23 protein-coding genes and 1 rRNA gene are annotated in these 24353 nt (G+C 43.3%); 3 read left to right on the top strand and 21 right to left on the bottom strand.

Annotated features, from left to right (window positions below; genetic code table 11):
* Window positions 1-9 precede the first annotated feature (9 nt).
* The 4 genes from ACOOFG_RS10260 to nhaD all read right to left on the bottom strand — a co-directional run bounded on the left by ACOOFG_RS10260 (window position 10) and on the right by nhaD (window position 6653).
* Window positions 10-1562: ribosomal RNA gene (locus ACOOFG_RS10260) — 16S ribosomal RNA — on the bottom strand.
* Between the two features lie 419 nt (window positions 1563-1981).
* Entirely contained in the window at window positions 1982-4234 is a 2253-nt protein-coding gene (locus tag ACOOFG_RS10265) for a cation:dicarboxylate symporter family transporter (RefSeq protein ID WP_420421377.1), read from the bottom strand.
* Window positions 4235-4323: 89 nt separating this feature from the next.
* Entirely contained in the window at window positions 4324-5010 is a 687-nt protein-coding gene (locus ACOOFG_RS10270; protein WP_420421378.1) for a hypothetical protein, read from the bottom strand.
* Window positions 5011-5279: 269 nt separating this feature from the next.
* Window positions 5280-6653: a sodium:proton antiporter NhaD gene (gene nhaD / locus ACOOFG_RS10275; protein WP_420421379.1), complete on the bottom strand. Its 1374-nt coding sequence runs from the start codon at window positions 6651-6653 to the stop codon at window positions 5280-5282.
* A 3-nt stretch (window positions 6654-6656) separates the two neighbouring features.
* Between nhaD and ACOOFG_RS10280 the strand changes: the two genes are divergently transcribed.
* Complete coding sequence (locus tag ACOOFG_RS10280; RefSeq protein WP_420421380.1) at window positions 6657-7094, top strand: hypothetical protein; 438 nt, start codon at window positions 6657-6659, stop codon at window positions 7092-7094.
* Here the strand turns inward: ACOOFG_RS10280 and ACOOFG_RS10285 are convergent.
* Window positions 7091-8050 carry a KpsF/GutQ family sugar-phosphate isomerase gene (locus ACOOFG_RS10285; RefSeq protein ID WP_420421381.1) on the bottom strand — a complete coding sequence of 320 codons (960 nt, stop codon included), beginning with the start codon at window positions 8048-8050 and terminating at the stop codon, window positions 7091-7093. The two genes, ACOOFG_RS10280 and ACOOFG_RS10285, sit on opposite strands and share 4 nt — an antisense overlap.
* 67 nt (window positions 8051-8117) lie before the next feature.
* Here ACOOFG_RS10285 and ACOOFG_RS10290 point away from each other — a divergent pair, with 67 nt between their 5' ends.
* Window positions 8118-9554 carry an NADP-dependent isocitrate dehydrogenase gene (locus ACOOFG_RS10290; protein WP_420421382.1) on the top strand — a complete coding sequence of 479 codons (1437 nt, stop codon included), beginning with the start codon at window positions 8118-8120 and terminating at the stop codon, window positions 9552-9554.
* Window positions 9555-9587: 33 nt separating this feature from the next.
* Here the strand turns inward: ACOOFG_RS10290 and ACOOFG_RS10295 are convergent, their stop codons facing one another.
* A complete protein-coding gene (locus tag ACOOFG_RS10295) occupies window positions 9588-10949 on the bottom strand; it encodes a hypothetical protein (RefSeq protein ID WP_420421383.1) in 1362 nt (453 codons plus the stop codon).
* Between the two features lie 406 nt (window positions 10950-11355).
* Here ACOOFG_RS10295 and ACOOFG_RS10300 point away from each other — a divergent pair, with 406 nt between their 5' ends.
* Window positions 11356-12726 (top strand): hypothetical protein, encoded by a 1371-nt coding sequence (locus ACOOFG_RS10300; protein WP_420421384.1) that lies wholly within the window; start codon window positions 11356-11358, stop codon window positions 12724-12726.
* A gap of 79 nt (window positions 12727-12805) precedes the next feature.
* Here ACOOFG_RS10300 and ACOOFG_RS10305 read toward each other — a convergent pair whose 3' ends face one another.
* From ACOOFG_RS10305 to nrdR, 15 genes are all read right to left on the bottom strand, one after another.
* A complete protein-coding gene (locus ACOOFG_RS10305; protein WP_420421385.1) occupies window positions 12806-13990 on the bottom strand; it encodes a dihydrolipoamide acetyltransferase family protein in 1185 nt (394 codons plus the stop codon).
* 12 nt (window positions 13991-14002) lie between these two features.
* Window positions 14003-15220 (bottom strand): dicarboxylate/amino acid:cation symporter, encoded by a 1218-nt coding sequence (locus ACOOFG_RS10310; protein ID WP_420421386.1) that lies wholly within the window; start codon window positions 15218-15220, stop codon window positions 14003-14005.
* The gene (gene lpxK, locus ACOOFG_RS10315) at window positions 15217-16314 is read right to left on the bottom strand and encodes a tetraacyldisaccharide 4'-kinase (protein ID WP_420421387.1); all 1098 of its coding nucleotides are present in this window, start codon (window positions 16312-16314) and stop codon (window positions 15217-15219) included. The genes ACOOFG_RS10310 and lpxK overlap by 4 nt, the downstream gene beginning before the upstream one ends.
* Before the next feature lie 4 nt (window positions 16315-16318).
* Entirely contained in the window at window positions 16319-16930 is a 612-nt protein-coding gene (locus tag ACOOFG_RS10320) for a D-sedoheptulose-7-phosphate isomerase (protein ID WP_420421388.1), read from the bottom strand.
* Between the two features lie 98 nt (window positions 16931-17028).
* The gene (locus ACOOFG_RS10325; RefSeq protein ID WP_420421389.1) at window positions 17029-17325 is read right to left on the bottom strand and encodes an RNA recognition motif domain-containing protein; all 297 of its coding nucleotides are present in this window, start codon (window positions 17323-17325) and stop codon (window positions 17029-17031) included.
* Window positions 17326-17452: 127 nt separating this feature from the next.
* A complete protein-coding gene (locus ACOOFG_RS10330) occupies window positions 17453-18667 on the bottom strand; it encodes a dicarboxylate/amino acid:cation symporter (protein WP_420421390.1) in 1215 nt (404 codons plus the stop codon).
* A 168-nt stretch (window positions 18668-18835) separates the two neighbouring features.
* Entirely contained in the window at window positions 18836-19474 is a 639-nt protein-coding gene (locus tag ACOOFG_RS10335; protein WP_420421391.1) for an RluA family pseudouridine synthase, read from the bottom strand.
* Window positions 19440-19763: a TrmH family RNA methyltransferase gene (locus ACOOFG_RS10340; RefSeq protein WP_420421392.1), complete on the bottom strand. Its 324-nt coding sequence runs from the start codon at window positions 19761-19763 to the stop codon at window positions 19440-19442. Before ACOOFG_RS10340 ends, ACOOFG_RS10335 begins: the two co-directional genes overlap by 35 nt.
* The gene (locus tag ACOOFG_RS10345) at window positions 19697-20242 is read right to left on the bottom strand and encodes a TrmH family RNA methyltransferase (RefSeq protein WP_420421393.1); all 546 of its coding nucleotides are present in this window, start codon (window positions 20240-20242) and stop codon (window positions 19697-19699) included. Before ACOOFG_RS10345 ends, ACOOFG_RS10340 begins: the two co-directional genes overlap by 67 nt.
* Complete coding sequence (locus ACOOFG_RS10350) at window positions 20235-21044, bottom strand: class I SAM-dependent methyltransferase (RefSeq protein WP_420421394.1); 810 nt, start codon at window positions 21042-21044, stop codon at window positions 20235-20237. Before ACOOFG_RS10350 ends, ACOOFG_RS10345 begins: the two co-directional genes overlap by 8 nt.
* Window positions 21041-22291 (bottom strand): CinA family nicotinamide mononucleotide deamidase-related protein, encoded by a 1251-nt coding sequence (locus ACOOFG_RS10355; RefSeq protein ID WP_420421395.1) that lies wholly within the window; start codon window positions 22289-22291, stop codon window positions 21041-21043. The genes ACOOFG_RS10350 and ACOOFG_RS10355 overlap by 4 nt, the downstream gene beginning before the upstream one ends.
* A complete protein-coding gene (locus ACOOFG_RS10360; RefSeq protein ID WP_420421396.1) occupies window positions 22288-22977 on the bottom strand; it encodes a hypothetical protein in 690 nt (229 codons plus the stop codon). The genes ACOOFG_RS10355 and ACOOFG_RS10360 overlap by 4 nt, the downstream gene beginning before the upstream one ends.
* Window positions 22955-23500 (bottom strand): signal peptidase II, encoded by a 546-nt coding sequence (gene lspA / locus ACOOFG_RS10365; RefSeq protein WP_420421397.1) that lies wholly within the window; start codon window positions 23498-23500, stop codon window positions 22955-22957. Before lspA ends, ACOOFG_RS10360 begins: the two co-directional genes overlap by 23 nt.
* Window positions 23481-23846: a TraR/DksA family transcriptional regulator gene (locus ACOOFG_RS10370; RefSeq protein ID WP_420421398.1), complete on the bottom strand. Its 366-nt coding sequence runs from the start codon at window positions 23844-23846 to the stop codon at window positions 23481-23483. Before ACOOFG_RS10370 ends, lspA begins: the two co-directional genes overlap by 20 nt.
* 12 nt (window positions 23847-23858) lie before the next feature.
* A complete protein-coding gene (nrdR, locus tag ACOOFG_RS10375; protein WP_420421399.1) occupies window positions 23859-24326 on the bottom strand; it encodes a transcriptional regulator NrdR in 468 nt (155 codons plus the stop codon).
* Between the last annotated feature and the right edge of the window lie 27 nt (window positions 24327-24353).

A 24353-nucleotide genomic window follows, 5' to 3' on the forward strand; every position in this document is an offset into this window, starting at 1 on the left:
CTTGTCCATAAAGGAGGTGATCCAGCCGCACCTTCCGGTACGGCTACCTTGTTACGACTTCATCCCAGTCATCAGCCCTACCTTCGGCGTCTCTCTCCTTGCGGTTGAGTCGGCGACTTCGGGTAAGACCAACTTCCATGATGTGACGGGCGGTGTGTACAAGGCCCGGGAACGTATTCACGACGTTATTGCTGACACGTCATTACTAGCAATTCCAACTTCATGAAGTCGAGTTGCAGACTTCAATCCGAACTGGGATCGGCTTTTGGGATTTGCTTCACCTTTCGGCTTCGCTGCCTTCTGTACCGACCATTGTAGCACGTGTGTAGCCCCAGACATAAAGGCCATGCGGACTTGACGTCATCCTCACCTTCCTCCTAGTTAACCTAGGCAGTCTCGCTAGAGTCCCCACCATTACGTGTTGGTAACTAGCGACAAGGGTTGCGCTCGTTGCGGGACTTAACCCAACACCTCACGGCACGAGCTGACGACAGCCATGCAGCACCTGTCAAGAGGCCCTTGCGGGAAACATCATCTCTGATGCGGTCCTCTAAATGTCAAGCCTGGGTAAGGTTCTTCGCGTTGCATCGAATTAAACCACATGCTCCACTGCTTGTGCGGGCCCCCGTCAATTCTTTTGAGTTTCACCCTTGCGAGCGTACTCCCCAGGTGGCATACTTAACGCGTTAGCTACGGCACAGTCGGGGTTGAGACCAACTACACCAAGTATGCATCGTTTACAGCAAGGACTACCAGGGTATCTAATCCTGTTTGCTCCCCTTGCTCTCGCGCCTCAGCGTCAGGAATGAACTAGAAAACCGCCTTCGCCACCGGTGTTCTTCCACATATCTACGCATTTCACCGCTACACGTGGAATTCCGTTTTCTCCGTCCACCCTCAAGATAAGTAGTTTCAAATGCAGCTCCGGAGTTGAGCTCCGGAATTTCACATCTGACTTGCCTACCCGCCTACGCGCTCTTTACACCCAGTAAATCCGATTAATGCTTGCACCCTCCGTATTACCGCAGCTGCTGGCACGGAGTTAGCCGGTGCTTCTTTACCAAGTACCCTCAAATTAGGTAATTATTCGTTACCTTCTCTTGTTCCTTGGCGAAAGAACTTTACAACCCGAAGGCCTTCATCGTTCACACGGCGTCGCATCGTCAGGCTTTCGCCCATTGCGAATGATTCTCGACTGCAGCCTCCCGTAGGAGTCTGGGCAGTGTCTCAGTCCCAGTGTTGGCGGTCAACCTCTCAGCCCGCCTAGACGTCTTAGCCTTGGTGCGCCTTTACCACACCAACAAGCTGATATCCCATGAGCCTCTCTCCTACCGCAAGGTTCTTTGCAGAATCCCCAACTTTGAAGAAACCGGGCTACCCCAGCTCTCCTCATTCGGTATTAGCGGTCGTTTCCAACCGTTATCCCCAGGTAAGAGGTAAGTTACTCATGTATTACTAACCCTTTCGCCACTAAGTAGTAACAAGTTACTACTTCGTTCGACTTGCATGCCTCATCCACGCCGTCAGCATTCAATCTGAACCAGGATCAAATTCTCAATAAATAGAATCTAATCTTTGAATTTCCGAGGTCATAGCCTCGGATGAATTGATAAGAGCGTATATAAAACAAGTGTTCAAATATACGCGACAAACCTTATGCTTGTCACTTCACTTTTACTGTCAAAATAGCGCTGCAGCACTCAGGGTGCCACTCTCTCTTTCTCGAGTTTTTTTCAAGAAAGAATCTAACAAGATACAACACCAGTAATTTTCGCGCAACGAAATTTAAAATAAAATAAATTTTTTCCAAAGCTTCCTAGAGAAAAACAGCTTCAGAAGTGCTTCTCAGACCTGTTTTGAAAGTTCATTAAAATGAAAAAAATGGAAAAAAAGTCTCTCTTTTTTGCCGCTAAATCCTTTTTTGACGCGCTTTTTCAAGCGCTTCAACCCTTCCTTTTGTGGCTTAAAAAACCTTACTGAATCACAAATTGGATGATGGGAAAGGTTCCTTCATCATCTCTTTTTCATAGAACTGCTGGTTTATTTTGTCCGCCTGATACCTTAGCTCAGGGAAAATGGCTGTTATGGCTGACCATCTTGCCTTCGGCTCATAGGGAGGATTTCCAAGAACCCATATCTTATACTGTCTAGAAAAAATGTCTTTTAACCGTAAGATATCAATCCAATAGTTCACAAAAGTCACCAATCGATCTGCATCCATATTAAATGCATAGGCAAAAAACTCTTTGCCCAAAGATGGAGTCGTTTCCACAACCGCATAGTCTGGATACTTTGTCGGCCATGCAATCGCCGTTTCATCAGTCCACATGAATGCATTCACTTTGTTCTTCCCCTTTTCAAAGTAGTCTTCTATAGACCCAAATTCTACAATCCGCGCTTTAGGAAAATGAAATTGAGCAAGATTTTTCCACGTTGGATCTTCAATAATCCCGATCGTTAAATCTTCTTCTTTTTTCAATCGTGTATAGTCTGTGAAGTCTGCTTCATCTTCTCTAGGGACGACTAAAACAAAGCTTGTGGAAAGATAGGGTTTTGACATCGTGGCATTGACCAATCGAGTATGAGTCATAAAGATTGCGCCAACCGCTATATCAAATAGATTGTTTTCTAGATCAGACTCAAGGGTTCTCCACTCGTAGGGGATAAATTCAATGCTCACATTGAGAATGTGAGCAAGGGTATAAACAAAAGCGACATCAAACCCTGCCAGTTGATTTTGATCATTCCAATACACAAAAGGCATCACTTTTGGGTTGTAACCGACGCGCAGAATTCCTGTTGCTTTAATCCGACTCAATAAATCGCTCATTTTAGGGCTCTCAGGAAGCGTTTGATAAGCCTGCTTACGCGACAAATAGGCAACTTGAGGATACACTGTAACAGTTTGGTCGACATCTGTTACCCAATAGGAGTAAGGCCTTCCTTTAATGTGAATGAGGTTTAACTTACTGATAGGAAAAGAGAGTAAAAAGGCAGCGGGGATAATCAAGCATAGACACAAAAGTCTCCCACGATTCTTTTTTCTATGCTCTTTAAGTGAGAAGAAACCAATAAATGTGAGAGTAAACATGCACATCACACTGGCTAAAGTTTGAAAGTTTCTCGTGAGAGGCATTAACTGAACATACAAACTTGTTGCGTCTTGTGAAATATGCCATTGCGTCGCAAAAAACTTTACCGCCAAAATTGTGGTTGTTGGAGATCCAAAAGAGGCAATCCAACCTACGATTGGAGCGAGATAAAATTGCGCCTTCGTAAGAGGCGCGTGATAGAAGTGTCCCGCAAAGAACACAAACAAGATGACGATGACGTTCCCGATTTGAGCAAAGGAATACGAAATCAAAGGAATCGATTCAAAGTCTTTTGGCTCTTTGTGATTTTCTTTTTGTCTTTCGTAAAACTCTTGTGCTGCACGTTGAATGAAAGGGATCGCGATCACAGAGATTCCTGTAGCGAAGCAAACAATAAGTCCTGTTCGAAGTGTTGAGAAGATTTCACGATACTTGATTGGAACTAAGAATTTCAAAAATAGGGGTAACACGACAAAAACAGTCAGGAGTGCAAAAATGACGTAAGAAATCAGATAAAATTGAATCTCATTAAATTGGTCGACCGTAAGAGTTCCAACAGTCGATGCAATCAGGGCAAAAGTTCCCACTGGAGCGAGTCGGGTCAACCAATTGAATATCTTTAAAATGCCCTTCACTCCAACAGATAAAACATCCAGTACCTTCTCTTTTTTTTCCATCCTTATCAAAGTCACTCCCATAATGATAGAAAAGATGGTGACAGCAGGAATGAAATTGAACGTCAGAGCATAAAAGGGGTTCTCCGGCACAAAATAACTCAAGATGTGCTGCACAAAACCGCCCGGCTCTGATGAAGTTGGTGTAATAAATTGCCTTTGAGTCTGGGGGATCAGATTCACAAAAATCATGATGAGAACAAGGCTTAAAATCCAGATCACCAAAAATGGCTTCCAGATTTTTTTCAACAGGAGCTGCCAACCTCTCTTGGAAAACAACCCAATACTATAAATGATCCCAAAGACAATATATGGCAGGACGACCATTTCAAGTGACATGACATAGAGAGACCCAATAGGCATGAGGTAAGACGCAAAGTCTCCAAATAATAGGCCAACGCAAATCCCCAGGGCTGCCGCAATTAGAGTTTGCACTCCCGAATTTAAACTTAGAAACCAACGGACCATCGCATCACTAGATTTTTTTCTCTTATACCTCAAAGAAAGCTCTAGTCAAGCGAGTAAACAGAGAAAGGAGGCAAAAGCCTCCTTATTTTTTAAGCGCCCAGGCGATCTAGCGCTTCGACTTGAGCTTTTGCTGCTTCAATTTGAGGGCGATCAAAAACCAAAAAGGAGACTTGTTTTTCACCATTAAAATGAAAAATGACATCACCTCGACTGTTTGGCATTTCAACTCCTGGAAACCGATATTCCCATGCTGCCTCTGTCAGCCAAAGCGAAGGGTCATCATCTTCATTAAAAAGTTCACAGTTATAAATACCTGCTTCTCCGTATAATTTTATGTCTTCGAAAAATGCAGGCATCTGTTTTGCATCAAAAATCTCTCGATCAACAAGTAGTTGAATGGCTTCCTCTTCTGAAAGACCCTCGAGCTCTGGCTGCAAATCCATGAATAAGTGTAGAAACTCATCTTTACTTGCTATTCCAGTCACAGACTGCAACATTTGAAAAGCGGTTTCTTCATGCCAAAGTGAGATCTTCCCACAGAGAGTTTTCAAGGTCTGAGCCTCTTCAAAAGGGCATCCTTTTTGTTCGAATTGGTGAACAACTCTTTTCGATAGTACCATTAGATCGATAAATCCAGGATGATTTGGGGACGTGACTTGCCTTCCTTGCCAAATCGAATCGACAATCACCCAATTCGCTTCTGCATCTTGAAGAAGCTCTTCAATTTGAGCAAAAGTTTCTGCTCCATCGATTGCTGAATCTAATTCTACTGACATTTCCTACCTTCTTTTTTTAATTGTCTTGAAACGGGAAAAAATATATATAAAAACGCGATTCAGTTCAACTTTTTTAATTAAAAAATTTAATAATAAAAAACAATATGCATTTTTCTAGGAAGCATTGTTAATTTAAGTAAGTTGGAAGAGGTCCTCTTATGAGGAAAATGCAAGGCGATCGATGCAGGCAAGCGGGTTGTCGAAGTAGATCAACGCCGAAATTTCCCTTAAGAAGGTCTAAGACAACATAGCGTAATTAATGATACTCCCTAAAAAAGGTAGACATAGAAGAGCATTCCGAGAATGTACCCGATGAATACGGGAAAGCTGATCTTTTTGAAGTAGGAGAAGAAGTCGACTTTTTCGAGTCCCATGAGAGCAACGCCTGCTGATGACCCCATCACGAGAATACTTCCACCTGTTCCCGCAGCATAGGCAATCATGAGCCATAATGGAGAGTCAACTGGAACGGTTTGCATATCGTACATACCCATTGTCGCGGCAACGAGGGGCACGTTATCAATAATAGCTGAGACAATTCCAATGATTGTTGCAATGATGGCTTCATTTTTGAGGTACTTATCCATCGCCATGGCAGCCGACTCGAGGAGCCCTGTCGATTCAAGAGCATTGACACTGAGCAGGATTCCTAAAAAGAAGAGGATACTTGAGACATCAATCTTCGTCAAAATAAAGGGAACACGAAGGTGTTTCCGTTGTTCGTGTTTGTGATGCATGATGTCAGTGATAAGCCACATGATAGAGAGTGAAATGAGCATGCCCATAAAGGGGGGCATGCCTGTGAGCCACTTGAAAAATGGAACAAATAGAAACAAAATGATCCCGCAATAAAAAACGAGATGAGCCCCTGGCTCAAGCGGTTCATCACGAAAATCAATTTCAGATTTGGGGAACTTTCCTTTCACGCAAAAGGTGTAAACGAGCAAAGGGAAAAGTAACGAAACTAAGCTGGGAAAGAAAATTTCACCAATGACTTTAGTCGTCGTGATTTGCCCTCCAATCCAAAGCATGGTCGTGGTGACATCTCCAATCGGAGTCCAAGCACCTCCAGCGTTTGCAGCAACAATGACCATACAAGAATAGAGAAAACGTTCGTTCCGGTGCGGGATGAGCTTACGCAAAATCGAAATCATCAAAATCGTCGTGGTCAAGTTATCGAGCACGGCAGACAGAAAAAAGGAAATAAAACAAATCACCCACAGCATTTTCCGTTTAGATCGGGTATGCAGGTAATGAATAAAAGTATTAAACCCTTTGTGTGAGTCGATGAGTTCGACAAGTGTCATCGCACCCAAAAGAAAGAAAAGAATTTGGGAAACATCACTTAAATGGGTGCCTAAATAAGCCAAACTTGTCTCAAGAGGTTGGGGATCCCCAACAAAATAAATGAGCCAACACAAGACGGCTAGAAGAAGTGCAACAGCTGTTTTGTTGACTCGAATGATGAATTCAAGAATGATGGCAAGATAACCAATACAAAAAATAGTGATTAAGAAGTTGTGCGAAAATGTAAAGATTTCCAAATTTACCACCTCATAGACAAGACGACATGGCGTCGACCACACCTTGTAGCTAAGAGTATCGCCTTCTTCCAATAAATGACAACCAATTTTGTAAAGCATTGCATGGAAACGTTCTACTCATCGATTAAACCTAATCTAAAAAGGTACCTGATTCGATGCAGTTTACTTTTTGTCTTACCAGGGTTTGTTCTTCTGTTTTATATGGGAGTTTTTCTTAAAACTTCAGCTCTTGAAAGGTGGGGACTTTGGGGGTTTGCCTTGAGTTTTGTGCTCATTTCCGCGGGAATGATCCCCTATCGACGGATCATTCGCTTAGAAACAACTCCCCACTCCTTGTCACTTGAAAAAGACGGTCTTTGTTTTACCCATGCAAAAAAAGGGGCGATTGTTTTCCCCATCGACCAAATCAAGACATTTCATTTTGTGCAGCGTAAAGGATTTTACGGCATTCGTATGCAGCTTGAAGACGGCAAACACTTTTTGCTTCCTTACTTTTCGAAAAAAACGTTTGAAGCACTGTCACAAATAAAAGATGTCTAGCTGATTCCAGCTTGGATGATATCGTGCATATGAAGCAGGCCCACTAGCTTCTGATTTTCTAGGACAGGCAGCATCATCACTCGCCTTTCGGGATTTTGTTGCATGAGCGTTAAGGCTTCCCAAGCAAGCAAGTTTTCACTGATTGAGAAAAAGCTTGGCATCATGAGCTCTTGCATCGGCTTTTCTAAAACCCCTGTTGGATCTTTTTGAATGCAGCGGCGCAAGTCTCCATCGGTAAAAATTCCCTTGAGTTTTCCTTTATCATCAGTAATGAGGAGGCAACCACACCGCTTGTTGGTAAGCTCGATGATCCCTTCCCGTAAAGGTTGATTGGGATGACAGATGGGCAATCGCTGGTCCTTGAGCATAAGGTCATGCACACGGACAGTGACTTTTTTTCCGATATTTCCAGCTGGATGGTTTAGGGCATACTCATCCAAACTAAAGCGCTTGGCTTTCATCAGGGCCATCGTCAAGACATCTCCAAAAATCAACTGAACTGCTGTGGATGTCGTAGGAGCTAAGTCAAAAGGGCACAGCTCTTTGACAAACGGAAGATGGATGCCAAGATGGCATGCTTCAAGCAACCTGCACTGAGGGTTGGACATCCAGGCAATGGCTTTGGCTCCCCTTTCTTTGACAAAAGGGATCAAGTTGAGAAGCTCTTCGCTTTCCCCACTTTTGCTAATACAAATCAGCAGGTCGTCTTTGCCGACAATGCCGATGTCGCCATGCAGGGCATTCATGGGAGGAAGATAAAGGGAAGTCGTTCCGGTTGAAATCATCGTCGTTGAGAGTTTTTCAGCAATGATTCCACTTTTTCCAACTCCGGTAAAGATTAACTTACCCTTGCAGCTCTTAAACTCCTGAAAGATTTCTTCTGCTTTTTTGGTGTCGATTCGATCGAAAAAATGGTTCAAATTGAGCTGGTACTCTTCAAAGAGTTCCTTTAACATCGCATTCCTCTTGATCTCAAGACTTGAATGGTATAATTATGAGATTAATATAGCAAGGAGTCGAATCGTGAATCAAAAAGTTCCTATCACAATCGCGCGAGGCGATGGAATCGGTCCAGAAATTATGGATGCAACACTGCAGGTCTTGGATGCTTCTGGTGCAGCACTTGACTACCGTGAGGTCGAAATCGGTGAAAAGGTTTATCTCGCGGGACATCCCACAGGGATTGAAGATTCGACATGGGAGACGATCCGTCAAACAAAAGCCTTTCTCAAAGCCCCGATCACGACACCTCAAGGAGGTGGCTTCAAAAGTCTGAACGTGACGATTCGGACAACTCTAGGGCTCTATGCGAATGTGCGCCCTTGTGTCTCCTATCATCCTTTTGTGGCAACAAAGCATCCCGAAATGGATGTGGTGATCGTTCGTGAGAATGAGGAAGACCTCTATTCAGGAATCGAATACCGCCAATCCCCTGAGGTCTGTGAATCGATCAAACTGATTTCCGAACCGGGATCCGAAAAAATCATCCGCTATGCCTTCGAATATGCTAAGCGCAACAATCGGAAGAAGGTGACCTGCTTTGTGAAAGATAATATCATGAAGCTTTCCGATGGGCTATTCCACGCGGTTTTTAACCGCGTCGCAAAAGATTACCCCAACATTGAGAGTGATCACTGGATTGTCGACATCGGAGCTGCAAAGCTTGCTGATACCCCCGAGCTTTTTGATGTCGTGGTGATGCCCAACCTTTACGGCGACATCTTATCTGATGTGGGTGCCCAAATTGCCGGATCAGTCGGTCTTGTAGGATCAGCAAATATTGGAGACCATGGCGCGATGTTTGAGGCAATTCACGGCTCAGCCCCAAGACGTGCTGGACAAAATGTGGCCAACCCTTCAGCTCTCATGCTTGCTTCTGTTTTACTTCTTCTCCACGTCGGGCTAAAAAACGAGGCTGAAGCTGTTCATAATGCTTGGCTGAAAACAATCGAAGATGGTGTCCACACCTATGACATTTTCAAAGATGGTGTGAGCAAACAAAAAGTAGGAACAAAAGAGTTTGCCGACGCGGTTGCGGGTAACTTAGGGCAAAAGCCTGCTGAGCTCAAAGCTGTCTCTTATGGCGAGTCTAAAAGTGAAAAAGAGCCAAAGTTTGAACGCACCCCCATCAATGTAAAGCGAAAATTAGTTGGCATCGATGTCTACATCTACTCCAATTTGACGCTCGAAGAATTTGAAAAAAATATGACATCTGAGTCGTATGGTGAATTCAACCTTGAAATGATTAGCAATCGAGGAGCACGTGTCTATCCTGGAGGAATGCCTGAAACTTTTTGCATTGACCAATGGCGCGTCCGTTTCATGCATGAAGGAGTCTGCACCCTAGAAGATCTCCTAGACTTACTGAAAAGCCTCATAAAAGGACGATGGGACATCATCAAAACAGAACATCTGTATGATTTTGATGGCCAGCCAGGATATTCATCCCCCAAAGGGTAAATGAACCTGCCTTAGTCGATTCTCGCATGCTTTTTAGTCACCATTGTGCCACCAATTACTGTGTTGTGAGCCTTGATTCCAGCCGCTATTCTGCCAGCTATTGCCACTTTGCGAGCTCTGGTTCCACCTATTTTCGTTCCACCCATTACTGTTTTGTGAGTTCTGATTCCAACCGCTATTCTGCCAGCCATTGCCACTTTGTGAACTCTGATTCCATCCATCATTGCCCCACCAATTGCCCTTTTGATTTTCGTGACTAGACTTCTTTTCATTTTGGGCATTGAGCTGAACAGCAGGCATAGAAGTCCATGTTGGATGAAGTCCCGGAGCTTTTTGGCTATCATGATGGCGATCATAATAGCTCTGAAAAGACCCTCTCCAATTAATAGCATATCCAGAATCACCTTCTAAAAGCTCGACAGGCTCTAAGTAACCCTCTGGGCGTAAGAAAACAACTTCTGAGTCCTTAGGAGGAAGACCATCATTTTGCAAAAAGGGAAAGTCATTTTGGATACGTTTGTAACCTTGCTCAATTTGATCTGCCGTGAAACCTACTGCTTTCAGCTCTGTAATTGACATAATGGATGCACCTATCAATGTGCCTTTGGTGCGACATTTCACTGCTACCTTATCTTGTGTTAAATAGGTCGGAGCACCAAGAGAATAGTAATCTCCTACATCACCCATCTCATCAACTTCATCTTGAAACCCCCATGCATAGCCCGTTGCTTTCGAGGTATTACCTACGGCATAATTTTGAAATCCTTCTTCAAAAAGCATACGTTTGACTTTCTCTGGAGTTTGAGCTGAATACACTTCCAATCCAGGACCTAGCCTCCTAGGATTTGCAAGTGCGTAGACTTGGTTATCTTTGCTGACATTTTCTTTGACATACATAATTTTTTCAGCAGAAATTAGGTTATATTCATCTCGTACAACTGCAGCTTTTTCTCGGATAGCTGTTAACATTGCCGGATTCCCAGCATGTAAATTTAAAAGATTGTCTAAACGAATCGATAAAGCTTCATGCTGCCTCAGCTGCAAATTATACTCTTTTATTTTATCTCGAATAGGTGGCTCTTCATCAAGTTTGTTTAGATCATAAACAGTCACCGACTCAATCACTCCTTTTAGCTCATTCTCAACGGCCTCTTTAGCTTCTTCAGGAGTTAATACTTCAATCTGATCTTCAGGCGGAGTTATGGGAAGTGCTAAACTTTCAGCATGTTTATTTGAAATTGTTTGACTTGAAGAAGATACACAGAAAGAAATCGCTGCAATCGCTGTTAATGCAACTGCTGTGACGATAACTTGTGTTTGTGTTACTTCAGAGACAGCATACCCAACCTCAAATAGAGTGTTCCCGGCATGCAAAGCAAGTGACGCTATGCTCATTTTTTTCTCCCCATTCCTTTTTTCCTTACGTTATTTGTAATCATCCCTCGATTCGAAGCAAAGGGTTTACTCTGTCTGAATTAGAAAACCATCTTATTGTTATATAATAACATAAATATTCTTTTAGAGTTAATAAATAATTCTATTTAATTATTTAATATGATATAATTTCTTTTAATGATGGAAAGTTAAGGGGAGAACACATGTCAATTAAGACTAGTAGTGCATATCACTATTTATCAACGACTTATAAAATAAGTCTTTCAAGTCAAAATACCTTCCCAGATATTCATCCAACAGTAGATTTTTACATAAACAATTGAATATTAATTCATTAAGAACGTCTTTAAAAAAGTAAAGCCGATCTTAACAAGTATTAAAAAAAGAAAAGGAATGGGGAAGAAAAATGTCGTTGAATGTCTCAAAACATGGGCAATTAGCTACTAATAACTTAAGCACCACTACTAGTGACTCAAGTCAAACAAGTCAATACTTATCAGTTAATGAGTTATACCAAAAACAGACTGATTCTCAAGGATCGGGTCTCAGATTGGAAAATTCAGAGGTCGTTCAATATTACGGAGCTCATGAGAGTACCTCAACCCAAAAGCTAGCCTTGGAAGATCTGAAAAAAGCTTCTCAGGCTTCACGTGAATTGGCGAAGTTCTCTCTAGCCAATCCTTCTGCTGAGACAAAAGTTCTTGTGAAGGAAAACTTTCGAGCACTCGGCCGCTTAATTGAAAAATACCAGCTAGATGTAGAAGATCTAGATTTCTTATTAGAAGGAGTTCCAGATGCTCGTTCAGATTTTTCTTGGAAATATACTCCTGATCGAGAGGAGAGACTTGCAAAACTCGAAGTCTTAATTCAGAACCTTTCTCATTTTGATGAGGTTCAAGATTTCGATAAAAATTTTGCACAATATGCTGCGGACTTAGATACACTTTTTACAGCGATTGGCTACCGCGCAATTGGACCTTCATGGATCAAAAATACACATGAACCCTCTGAGCGAATCAAAGCTCTTGTCGGAGATTTTAGAGGCTCGGGTTTTCTCATTCCGGCTTTAGGAGCAAAAGAGTTCCCTAATCGTTCAGCAGATGATGCCAAAAACAGTCAAGCTCCAATCGCATTTGAAATCCCTATGGGAACCCAAGAAAAACTACACAATCAAGAAGAAGAGAAAGAAGGATTACCTTCTCGTTTGTTTACTTTTGATTCCTATGTTGCAAAGGGGCTCTCACATGGAATTCCCATGCGTGCGCATACATCCGGATCAGCTCCACTCACTCTTGCTGCACAACGCTTTGTGCTTGAAGTGAATCAAACTCAACTTGGGGAATCAGAACTGGTCCAAACTGGTGGCATTCTTTGTGCGACTTATGACTTAGGAGATTTTCACACCTTTGCTGAAACAGCTGCGGGGATTGCCCATTATTATCAAACAGTTTTTCCTGATATGAGCTTTTTAAATGAAAAAATCTCAATTTTAGAAGAAGTCGATCCTAAGACTTTTTTAGCACTTGGGGTTGGATTTCTGCAGAGCCTTGTAAGTAAAGAAGACTCTATGGAATTTGATAGCAAGTCTTTTGATGTGATTAAACATTACACAAACAAAGAGCCTCAATTAAAGGTTTCACCTGAGGAATCTACTTGGAGTTCATGCGTCAACGTGCTTGAAGAGTTAAAGCAAAACTTGCCTTCGCTGGATTTCACGACATCGTTTTTAGATGGAAGGGCGATCTTTTCTATTGGATCAGCTGTGGGAGCTGCTTAATTTTGAGGCTCCTTCGTTTCGAAGGAGCCTTTTTTATAAGTGTCGCAAGTCTTCTCTGTTGCTGATTTAAGAGTAACTCTTAGAGCGCAATGTCTTGTTCAAGATGCTGTTTCACTGCTGCTAAAAATCCACAGCCATACATCCCATCAATCACACGGTGATCAAATGTGAGAGAAAGGTGTAGCATGGAGCGAATTGCCATGGTGTCGTCGTCAAGCGCAATCACTTTCTTTTGAATGGCGCCCACTCCAACGATTGCTACTTCAGGAAAACGAATGATCGGCACTCCGATAAGAGTTCCTGACATTCCAAAGTTGGTCATTGTAATCGTTCCTTCCTTCACTTGATTCGGATCAAGACGGTTTGAACGCGCTTTTTGGGATAGGTCAGCCACTTCCTTCGCAATGTCTGGAATGGTACGTCCTTGACAATTTTGAATCACAGGAACGAGGATCCCTTGCTCGACACTTACAGCTATTCCCAAGTTGACGAAACGTTTCACGACAATTGTGTCATCTTCTAGAGAAGAGTTGATGAGAGGAAACTCTTTCACAGCGCTTGCTATGGCTTTGGCAATGAAGCTTGTGATCGATAGTTTATAACCATGCTTTTTGAGGAAGCTTTCTTTTTCTCGCGCAATGTATTTGATCACTTTCGTGATATCCACTTCATTGACAAGCGTCGCATGCGGAGCTTCGTAGAAGGAGCGAACCATGTTTTCAGCAATCATTTTGCGCATGCCGGTCATCTTCATCCGCTCAATTTGCTCAGTGGAGCTGACTGCTGGCGCTGGCTTTTGTCCTTTTTGCGACAAGTATTTCTCTAAATCTCTTTTCGAGAGACGTCCTCCTGCACCTGTAGCCGGGATATTGGCAAGTTCCTCGAGATTCACTCCTTTTTCTCGCGCAATTTTCAAAACGACCGGAGTGAAAAAACTCTTCATGGAAGGGCCGGTTGGACTTGCAGCAACTTCTTCGGCCTTCTCGGGCTGCTTAGGTTCAGGTGCTGCAGAGGTGATTTCAGCGGTGGTGATTGTCGCAATGAGAGCTCCAACATCAAGTTCCTCATCAGGTGCAGCATGAATGGCTTTAATTCTCCCGGAAACAGGCGAGGGAATTTCACTGTTGACTTTGTCTGTTGAAACTTCGAGAAGAGGCTCATCGAGTTTGACTACATCGCCTTCTTTTTTAAACCATTGGACAATGGTTGCACTGACAATGCTTTCTCCGAGCTTTGGGAGTTTGACTTCAACTTCTTCTTCCATTGAACCTATTTCCTATTCCAACCATGTCACAGCATGGTACTGTTTCTCATCAATTTGTTTTTCTTGCTTTGCAATAAAGACTGCCGCAACAGCATCTCCTAAGATATTGACAACCGCAGAAACCATTTCTCTTAAACGATCCACTCCTGCAACAAGTGCAATCCCCTCTAAAGGAAGGCCCATCGCGTTGAGAACAACAGATAGCATCACGATTCCAGTTCCTGGAATTCCTGCAGCACCAATTGCAGAGACAAGTGAGACAAAAATAAGGATGGCAATTTTCACCCATGTAATGGCAATTCCGTAAGCTTGAGCAATAAAGATTGCTGAAATGGCCTGACCAATCGCAGCTCCATTCATGTTGATGGTCGATCCAAGAGAAAGGACAAATCCCGAGATGTCTGGAGAAATTCCCAAGTGGTAGCGGGCGCATTCAAGAGATACAGGGAGGGTTGCAGAGCTACTACTTGTTGTAAAAGCAAGAACAATCGCATCTTTCATTCCTTTGAAAAATGGACCGATTTTCAGTTTTGCCAAATACTTCAAGGAAAGAGCAAAAACAATGAAAATTTGGAGAATGCAAGCAATGTAGTTACATAACAAAAACTTCAGGAGGGGCAAAATCACTTTGATCCCAACAGATCCGACTGCCGTTGCAATGAGGGCAAAGACTCCATATGGAGCGAGTTTCATGATAAAGTGTGTAAGTGAATACATCACTTCGCAGACCGATTCTAAGAAACCTAAGACCACTTTTCCTTTCTCACCTGAAAGGGTGATCGCAAAGGCAAAGAAGATCGCAAAGACGATGATCTGCAACACGTTCCCCTCAGCAAAAGCTGCGAAAGGATTCGACGGAACAATCGCAAATAAAAAGTCCATGATCCCAAGGCCTTGCATAGAAGCTCCTGATTGGGGAGGAAGAGGAAGACTTAGTCCAGTTCCTGGCTTCATTAGAAAGACCATTAATAGCCCAAAGGTAATAGAAAGGACCGTTGTTCCAGCATAAAAGAGAACGGTGCGGATTCCAATCCGGCCTAATTTTTTGGGATCACTAATGTGACACATTCCTGTGACAAGTGAAGAAAAAACGATCAGGCCAACAAGCATCTTGAGAAGATCGATAAAGGCCTTTCCAATTCTCTCTAGAAAGTCAACTTGGTGTCCTAAAACAAGTCCCGCAATAACCCCTAACACAAGTCCGATGAGAATTTTAATCCACGGCTTCATGAAGATGCCTCTTCGGTTAGGGTTAAAATCTGTTTGAGCAGTTGATTGTAATTTTCAGCTTGAGACACAACCTGCAAAGACGCTTTCACACAGGCAATTGGAAGAGAAAGTTTCATGGGGTTGGGAAGTTTCACCCAATCTTTTTCTGAACACAAAAGAAATTCACACCCTTTCTCTTCTGCCAAAATAGCAAGATCGACAAGTTGGCGCCGCGTGGGGGGGATATGATCGGGAAGAATGAGTGTTTCTGCAATGTCAATTCCCATCTGCTCAATGGTTTTTAAGAATGACTTCGGTTTTCCAAGCCCACAAAAAACTGCAGCCCGTTTCCCTTGAACATCATTCCAAACTTCTCCGTTTTCCCCTTCAATCGCGTCAGGAACCATCTGCATTCCAATCAAGGATGCTGAAGTTTGCTGTTCGACTTCTTTCTTGAGCTCTTCAAAATGGTTTTGGTCTCGAACGTGATTGATAATCACGAAATCAGCTTCCTTCAGTCGTTTAGGTGAATCCCTTAAATATCCACGAGGAAGATAAAACCCCTTTCCATAGAGATCATCTGCATGGAGCATGACTATTTCAAGATCGCGATGAAGGCGTCGATATTGCATCCCATCATCTAGCAAAACAAGCTCTGCTTCATGATAGGCTGCCCGCTGGGCATTGAGTCGCCTATCTTTTCCAACAAATAGTGTGAGCTCGGGTAAGGTCTTCCAAAGCAAGAAGGCCTCATCACCACACACCTTCGGAGTGATGCGAGACCGGTCGATTAAATGGAAGCTCCCTCCGACCTTTTCGATTTCTGAGCGATATCCTCGAAGTAACACAGATACTCGTTTATCTCGGGAAAGATCCTTTCCAAGCTTTTGAATCAAAGCAGTTTTTCCCGTCCCTCCTGCAATGATGTTCCCAATACTTATCACAGGTATATCAACTTTTGACTCTTTCAGCAGGTGGCAATCAAAGGCCAAGTTTCGGAGGCTCACTCCAAACTTGAAAAGCTTGCTCAATCCATGCAGTACACCTCGCACCAAGGAGGACTTTCTCCGTCCCTCAATATGGTCGGTGATATAAGATTCAAGTTGAACCGTCATAGACTTAGTGGGCTCCCGCTGGTTCGAGATCAATTTCTTCTGCATGTTGCATAAGCTCTGCTTCAACCATTTCAATTACGATATGAATCGCAGCCATGTGTGCTTCTTGAATGCGGTCAGAATATTTGAATCCAGAAACGATCCATTCTAAGTCACAAAGGCCTTTCATCTTACCCCCTGTTTTCCCCAGAAAAGCAACCGTTTTGACCCCCTTTTTTTGACTCGCTTCTACTGCTCGAAGAAGATTTTCAGAATTTCCACTCGTGGTCAGAGCAATAAAGAGGTCTCCTTTTTTCCCATGGGCTTGAACACCTCTAGCAAAGATATCATCAAAGGATAAGTCGTTGGCAACACAACTCATATGGCCTGGATCAGAAAGGGCAATGGCAGGTAAAGCTTGCCGTTTTGCCCTAAAGAAACCAGTCATTTCCTCAGCAAAGTGCATGGCATCACATAAGCTTCCTCCATTGCCGGCAATAAGAAGCTTGCCGCCTTGCCGATAGGTGTCGATAATCATCCAGGAAAGCTTTTCAAGAAACTCCAGTCCTTCTTCAGAAGCTAAAGTCTGAATGGCTTGGATGGCTTCCTTGACAGACTTCTTGATCGGTTCGCGCATTGTAACCCCGTTTTCAGAAAATAGAAAATTTTTTATAGAGTTTAGTCGTTTGCGCGAGTGTAACCAAAATGACAATATTTATCCAGTGGGGACAAAGCCTAGTGGCGAAATCCTCCACCGCCGCGTCTTGGTGGACCACCACGTCCGCCACCGCTTTGCTCACGGGCTTCACTAACTGTGAGAGCGCGACCGCCAATTTCTTTTCCATTGAGATTCTCAATTGCGGCTGCTCCTTCTTCCTTTGACTCCAGCTCAACAAAGCCAAAGCCTCTAGACTGCCCAGTTTCGCGATCTTTGATAATCTTAGGGTTTTTAGGGGATCCAAATTCAGTCAAGAGCTGCAAGAGGTCGTCCTCGGTATATTCTTTTGGTAAGTTTCCAACAAAAAGTTTCATGAGTTTTCTCCAAATAAGGTAGTGTAAAAGACCGCTCCAAAATAGGGCTTCAAAAGATCCCAAAACGGTAACGATGACCATTGTACCCGAATATCGTTGATATTAGCGATCAAAAATTTGGGCATGCTCAACTTATCCAGGTAACGGTATGATATTTTTTTTCATCGATCTGCCCCTCTTTTTTGGCAACATAGACGGCAGCTACTGCATCCCCAAGAATATTCACAACAGTCCCAAACATATCTCTGAAACGGTCGATTCCTGCAATGATCCCGATCCCCTCTAAAGGAAGCCCCATCGCATTGAGAACAATCGAAAGCATCACGAGGCCACTTCCAGGGATTCCTGCCGTTCCAATAGCGGAAATAAGCGTTGTAAAAGTCAAAATAAGAATACTAATTGGGGTGATTTCAATCCCATAGGCCTGGGCAATAAAAATCGATAAGACCGCTTGACCAATCGCCGTTCCATTCATGTTAATTGTCGAGCCTAAAGACAGGACAAATCCAGAAATGTCCGGCGACAATCCCAAATGATCTCGAGCGCACTCAAGTGATACAGGCAACGTCGCTGAACTACTGCTCGTAGTGAATGCCACGACAATCGCATCTTTCATTCCTTTGAAAAACGGAGCAATTTCTAATTTAGCAAGCCCCCTAAGGGAAACAACAAAAACGATGGCAATCTGGAGTAGACAGGCACAAAAGATACAGACGATCGCCCAAAAAAGAGGCAAAATCACTTTTGACCCAACAGCTCCTACAGCTGTTGCAATCAGAGCAAACACCCCATACGGAGCGAAACGCATCACAACATGGGTTAAGTTGGCCATCACTTCACTAAGCGACTCGATAAAATGTAAAATGGGTTTGGCTTTTTCTTTGGCCAAGGTGATGGCAAAAGCAAAGAAAATCGCAAAGACAATAATTTGTAAAATATTCCCCTCTGCAAAAGAGGCAAATGGGTTCGAAGGGACAATCGAAAAGATGAAGTCAATCAAACTTAAATTTCCACCGCTCCCCATTCCTTCTGCGATAGATAAGTTCAGGTTTTTTCCTGGTTGAATGGCATAGACCATAATCAATCCAAACCCAATCGCAATGATGGTTGTCACAGCATAGAAAATCAGCGTTCGGGCACCAATTCGTCCTAATTTCTTGGGGTCATTGATATGGCACATCCCTGTGACAAGCGATGAAAAGACAATAAGCTCAACAAGCATCTTGAGAAGGTCAATGAATGCTTTCCCAACAAGCGATAAAAATTCGATCTGACGGTTTAAAATCAGCCCTGTGATCACACCTAGTACAAGGCCGACAAGAATCTTAAGCCAAGGTTTCATATTTCCTTAATTTGGTGAACGTAGGGGTGAGTTAGTTAGAAAAGACATGCATTGCAGGTTCTCCTTTACGTTTGCGGATGGGGTTTTATGATTACAGTATACAAATCCGCGTGCTTTAAAGAACTTTACTGAAATGGAAATAAAAATTCCACTAAAAACGGGAATCCATCAAAAAGGCGAAGGGCTTTTCACAGTGATTTCTTCTTGCGAAATCGGATGAAAAAAAGTGAGTTTTCCATGGTGCAAATCGATGCGATCCTTTTGAGTTTTTGCACCATATTTCACATCGCCACAAATAGGATGCCCCATAAAAGAGAGTTGGGCTCGGATTTGATGATAACGACCGGTATGTAACTCCACTTCGAGTAGCGTTTGATCTTTCCACTCTTTGACAACACGATACGAAAGCACTGCTTCTTTTCCTTGATCGTGAGAAACAATCTGAGCTCGCCTGTTTCCATGGGTGATAAAATGACGTAAGACACCTTTTTTTACTTTCAGTCTCCCTTCAACACGGGCAAAGTAAGTTTTCCGTATCTTTCTTCCACGCATTTGCGCCTGCAACCTGGATAAGCTCTTACTTGTGCGGGCAAATAAAACGAGCCCACTCACTAGAAGATCTAGACGATGAACCGGTGTTAAAAAAACGTTGCCTACTTTATGAAATTTCCGTTTGATCCAAGCTTTTGCATCCCCCTCGAGACTTTCCCCACCTGTAGGACGCGGCTGCGTCGGAAGACCAGCAGGCTTATTCACAACGAAAACATGATTATCAAGATAGATGGGTTCTTTGACGGATGACTTCATAAAGCAATAAGGTCGTTGCGGCAGCAACATTTAAGGAATCTGCATGACCGAGCATAGGAATTTTGACCAATTTATCGGCTGCATCAATCCATGTTTCAGAAAGCCCCAATTGCTCTGTCCCAACTGCAAGAGCGACTGGGCCTGTTTGATCAACTTCCGTGAAGATACTTGGGGCATCAGGTGAAGAAGAAATGATAGGAATCTTCCGTTCTCCGAGCCACATCAAAGCTGCTTCTGATGTTGTTTCAACAACAGGCACTGTAAAAAATGTTCCCACGCTAGAACGCACAACATTGGGATTGTGGACTCAGTTGTCCGGTCACATAAAAGTAAGGCGTCGACTCCTGCAGCATCACAAGAGCGTAATATCGAACCCAAGTTTCCGGGTTTTTCAATGGCTTCTGCAACTAAAATAAAGGGGTTGTCCCCAACACAGAGTTCTTCGAGCGCCAAATGCTGTTGCAGCGCAATCGCAAGAAGACCATCGGGGCGATCACGATAGGAGAGCTTCGCAAAGACCTCTTTACTCACTTCAACCACTTCGACATTTAAAGAAAGAACCCTTTCAATTAAATCGTTTTCATTGGATCCCAAAAAGTGAGTCGGTGAATAAAACAATGTTTGCAGCTTGGCTTGACCTTCTACGGCTCGAAGAAGTTCGCGATATCCTTCAATCAAAAAAGTTTGCGTTTTTTCGCGCTCTCTTCTTTCGCGTAGTTTGACAGCCCCTTTCACCCGGGGGTTTTGTAAACTCGTAATCTTATCCATGCCACCTCGCATAACTTCCACTTGGAAGTGAAAATGACTTTGAAGCAATCAACATTTCGCCTGCTTCGATTTCGCCGCTCAGCTGCGTTTGTGTCAAAACGTGCCTTAGAACAGTGGGAGTAAACCCTGGTGTATGTGCCGTCAAAACAATGAAACCATCGCGCGCAACAACTTGTTTGCACAAGTCTAAAAGGGGGATTAAATCTCGCTCAATTTTAAAAACCTGACCTTGATTGCCCCGACCAAAAGTTGGAGGGTCAAGGATCACTCCTTGATAGTGAACTTTCCGTCTTATTTCTCTTTTTAAAAACTTGAGCGCGTCATCGACAATCCAACGAACCTCTGCCTTTTCTAAACCATTTAAACTGGCATTTTCTCTCGCCCACTGCACCATACCTTTTGAGGCATCTAAATGACACACAGAAATTCCCTTTTGAGCCAGGGCTAGTGTTGCTGCACCAGAATAGGCAAAGAGATTCAAAACCGGTTTTTTCTTACCCACCATCTTCTTTTCCATCCACTTCCAGTGCATGGCGTGTTCAGGAAATATGCCAAGATGACCAAAGTCGGTTGTTATCAGTTTGAACTTGAGTTTTTCATAAGTGATCGTCCAAGAAGGTGGGGTTTTCTTTTTTTTCCAACGATTGCCCTGATCGCGCACAAATTCACCATGATGTGTTTCCCATTTTTTGGGAAACTGTGGCTCCCAAATAGCTTGAGGGCAAGGCCGAATCAAAGTGTATTCACCAAACTGCTCAAGCTTCTTTTCATTGCCACTGTCTATTAAAGTATAATCGTTCATGACTCTTCAAAGGGTGGTATGTCAAATTGGATATAGCGCCATAGATGAGATAAGAGATAGGTTGCCGAATACTCAATCAACGTCGAACGCTTGCGTGTTCCTTTAAGGGACAATAAGCCTGCAAAAACATCTCCTTTTTTGTGACCAATTGCTCCCCACACTGTCCCAACAGGTTTTTCTTGCGTTCCACCTGTTGGACCTGTAATTCCGGACACGGCAACAGCATAATCAGCACCGCTAACAGAAAGGGTTCCTTGAACCATTTCGATGACCGTTTCACGACTCACTGCACCATGTGCATGTAAAGTTTCTGGGTTCACATTTAGCACAGATGTTTTCATCTGATTGGAATAGGTGACCAGACTCCCCAAAAAGTAGTCGGAGCAGCCGCTGATCTTTGTCAGGCGCGCGGCAATTCTCCCACCTGTGCACGACTCCGCGCAAGCAAGAGTGAGACCACGCGCAATGAACTGTTCATGAACAGCGTATTCGATGTCGTGATACTTTTCCGAAAAAATCCTGTGTTTGAACTTTTCTCTAAGTGCAAAGAGAATCGGAGCAAATCTTTCTTCGGCTTCATCTTGCGACTCCGCATGTGCTCTCAGATAAATCGAAAGAGTTCCATACGAGGGACAAACCCCAAATTCAACTTTGGGATGCTTTTCTTCCATTGCACGTAAAAAGGGGTCAACATGCTGTTCTGACATCAAGAAAAGGTAGACGGCATGTTGGAAAAGGTGGCGCTTATGCGTCTCTTCCAAGTAAGGAATCACACTTTTTTCTAGCATCTCTTGCATTTGAACGGGAGCGCCAGGAAGAACAATCACTGTTTTTTCCCCTTTTTTTAAAATAAAACCAGGCGCAGTCCCAATTGGATTTGGAATCACATGAGCTCCTTTAATCACGGTTGCTTGATCAGCTAGAGTTTCAAGATCTTTGCCGTACCGCTTTTCAAGCTCAGTAGCGACTTTTGCATCATGAACAAGTTCACTTTCGAAAATTTCAGCGAGCGTGCTACGGGTAATGTCATCTCCAGTCGGGCCTAAACCTCCAGTCGTGATCACAACTGAGGCACGGCTCATGGCCTCTTCAATGGCTTTTTTCATCGGATTGTGATGGTCCGGAACGGTTGTCACGTGACTGATTCCAAAGCCACGCTTTAAAAGAGCCTTTGCAATCACGCTTGCATTCGTGTTGACAGTCTGACCTGTGAGAAGCTCTGCTCCTATTGAGACAATTTCAATCATGCGATGACAAGCCCCTTTTCTTTGAGTTGAGGATGATTTTCAATCCAGTCGAAACATTTTTTCCCCATCCGTGCTTCAACATTTTTTTTCTGTCCGTCAATGAGAAACGGAACAGGGCGGCTATGGTTTCGCATCCATTTCATCAAAGCACGAAAGAGGATCGTGTTAGGATACGTTTGCTCTTTCATCACTTCGACAATATCACCTTGAATCGAATTCGAATAGAGTTGTGGATAAGAAAACTGAAGCCCCCATTGAATTGATTCTTGACTGTGCACCATAAAATGGAAGGATTGATTTTCAGGTGCATATGTAAAGTGGTGGATCGAAAGCTGAATGACTGGCTGTAAAATTTTGAGGATGACTCCCTTTTTGACATCCATCGCATAAAATGCTTCCGCTGTTGCCGATAGGGCCGATGAAAAAAGGGCCTTTGGAAGCATATAAACCTCCCCGCGCTTTAAAGCTCCGGCGGATTTAGCATATTCATTTAAAAAGTCTCCTTTTGGGAAAGTGGCCTGCTCTATAGGAACAATTTCTGAAACATTATAGAGTTCAAAAGGAGGAAGGGCTGCAAAGAGATCCTCCATTTCGCTTTCATCTAAAAGCACGCGATATGAAAACCACTTGGAGGCCTGGAATACGCCCTCTTCTTTAGGATGACTAACGCGAAAATCTGGGCACATGCTTTGTCTTCTTTTTTTGGAAAAGCGATTGGATAATCAATGTCGCAACACCTAAGAAAATCAAAGTATCCGCAACATTAAAAACAGGGAAAGAGTACCCCCATAAGGTAAAGTGGAACATATCCACAACAGATCCATAGATAAAGCGATCTAGAATGTTGCCCAATGCTCCTGTGATAATCAATAAAAGGGGGATCTGTCGTTTTTTCACTTCATTGATAAACAGGACGTAAATCATGACACTGATGAGAATTGCGATGCGAACAATGAGCAAGACAATGGGAAATGATCCAAAAATTCCCCAAGCTCCACCATGGTTTGTCACCCGGTTGATGCAAAAATCGATTCCTAATACATTTTCGAAAACTCCAATGCCACCATAAGGATAAAACGGAGATGCATAGAGCATATTGGCTAAACCGTGAAACACCCAGAACTTTGAGATCATGTCGATGAGGAGCAAAACCGCCCCTGTTAAGAGAAAAGGAAAAAAGCGACGCTTTCTAGAGAAGTCCTTTTTCATACTTTTCCTGGGCTTGTACCGTCATCGTGGCATACGGAACAGCTTCTAATCGTTTGACAGGGATTTCATCTCCCGTCACATCACAAACTCCATATGTCCCTTCTTCCATCTTTTCGAGAGCTCTTTCGATTTGGCGCAAAATTGTTTGTTCCTTCCCCGAGATCTCAATTGAAATTGTTTGGCCAAAGTCATCTGTTCCTTCATCGGCTTGATGCTGCGAGTACCCTTTCGGTTCTTCTTTGTTTTTCACATCCTCAGACACTTTTCCCAAAGTTTGATTGATCTCATCGCGCAGATCTATCAGGCGCTGCTTAAATTTTTCAATATCACTTTTTTTCAGAGCCATCTCTCAAGATTCCTATGTTTTCACTTTTTCGTCTTCTGTTGACGCTGTATTGAGTGCGTTCACAATTTCTTCAAGGTCTTTAAAACGCCTATAGACGCATGCAAAACGAATATAAGCTACAGTATCGAGATGTCGCAGCCGTTCCATCACAGTTTCACCAAGTTGGATCGTATCGATTTCTCGTACTTGTTTCTCTATGAGTTCGTTTACAATTGATGAGGCCAAATCACGCACCTGGTCATGACTGATACGGGTGTGCCTGGCTGCAGCGTCAATTCCTTTTATCAACTTTTCGAGTTGAAAGTCCTCATAGCTACCATCACGCTTTTTCACTTGAAGGGAAATGTCCACAGTTTCAAAAGTCGTAAAACGTCTTGAGCAGTTTAGACACTCTCTTCGTCGTCGAATAGCATTGGTCTCATTCGCATTTCGCGAGTCGGTCACTTTCAGTTCTTCGTGACCACAATAGGGACACTTCATCCCTTGTCTTCCTCTTGGTTAATTCAA

Source organism: Simkania sp. (genome assembly GCF_965215465.1).
In the GTDB taxonomy this organism is placed as follows: Bacteria; Chlamydiota; Chlamydiia; order Chlamydiales; family Simkaniaceae; genus Simkania.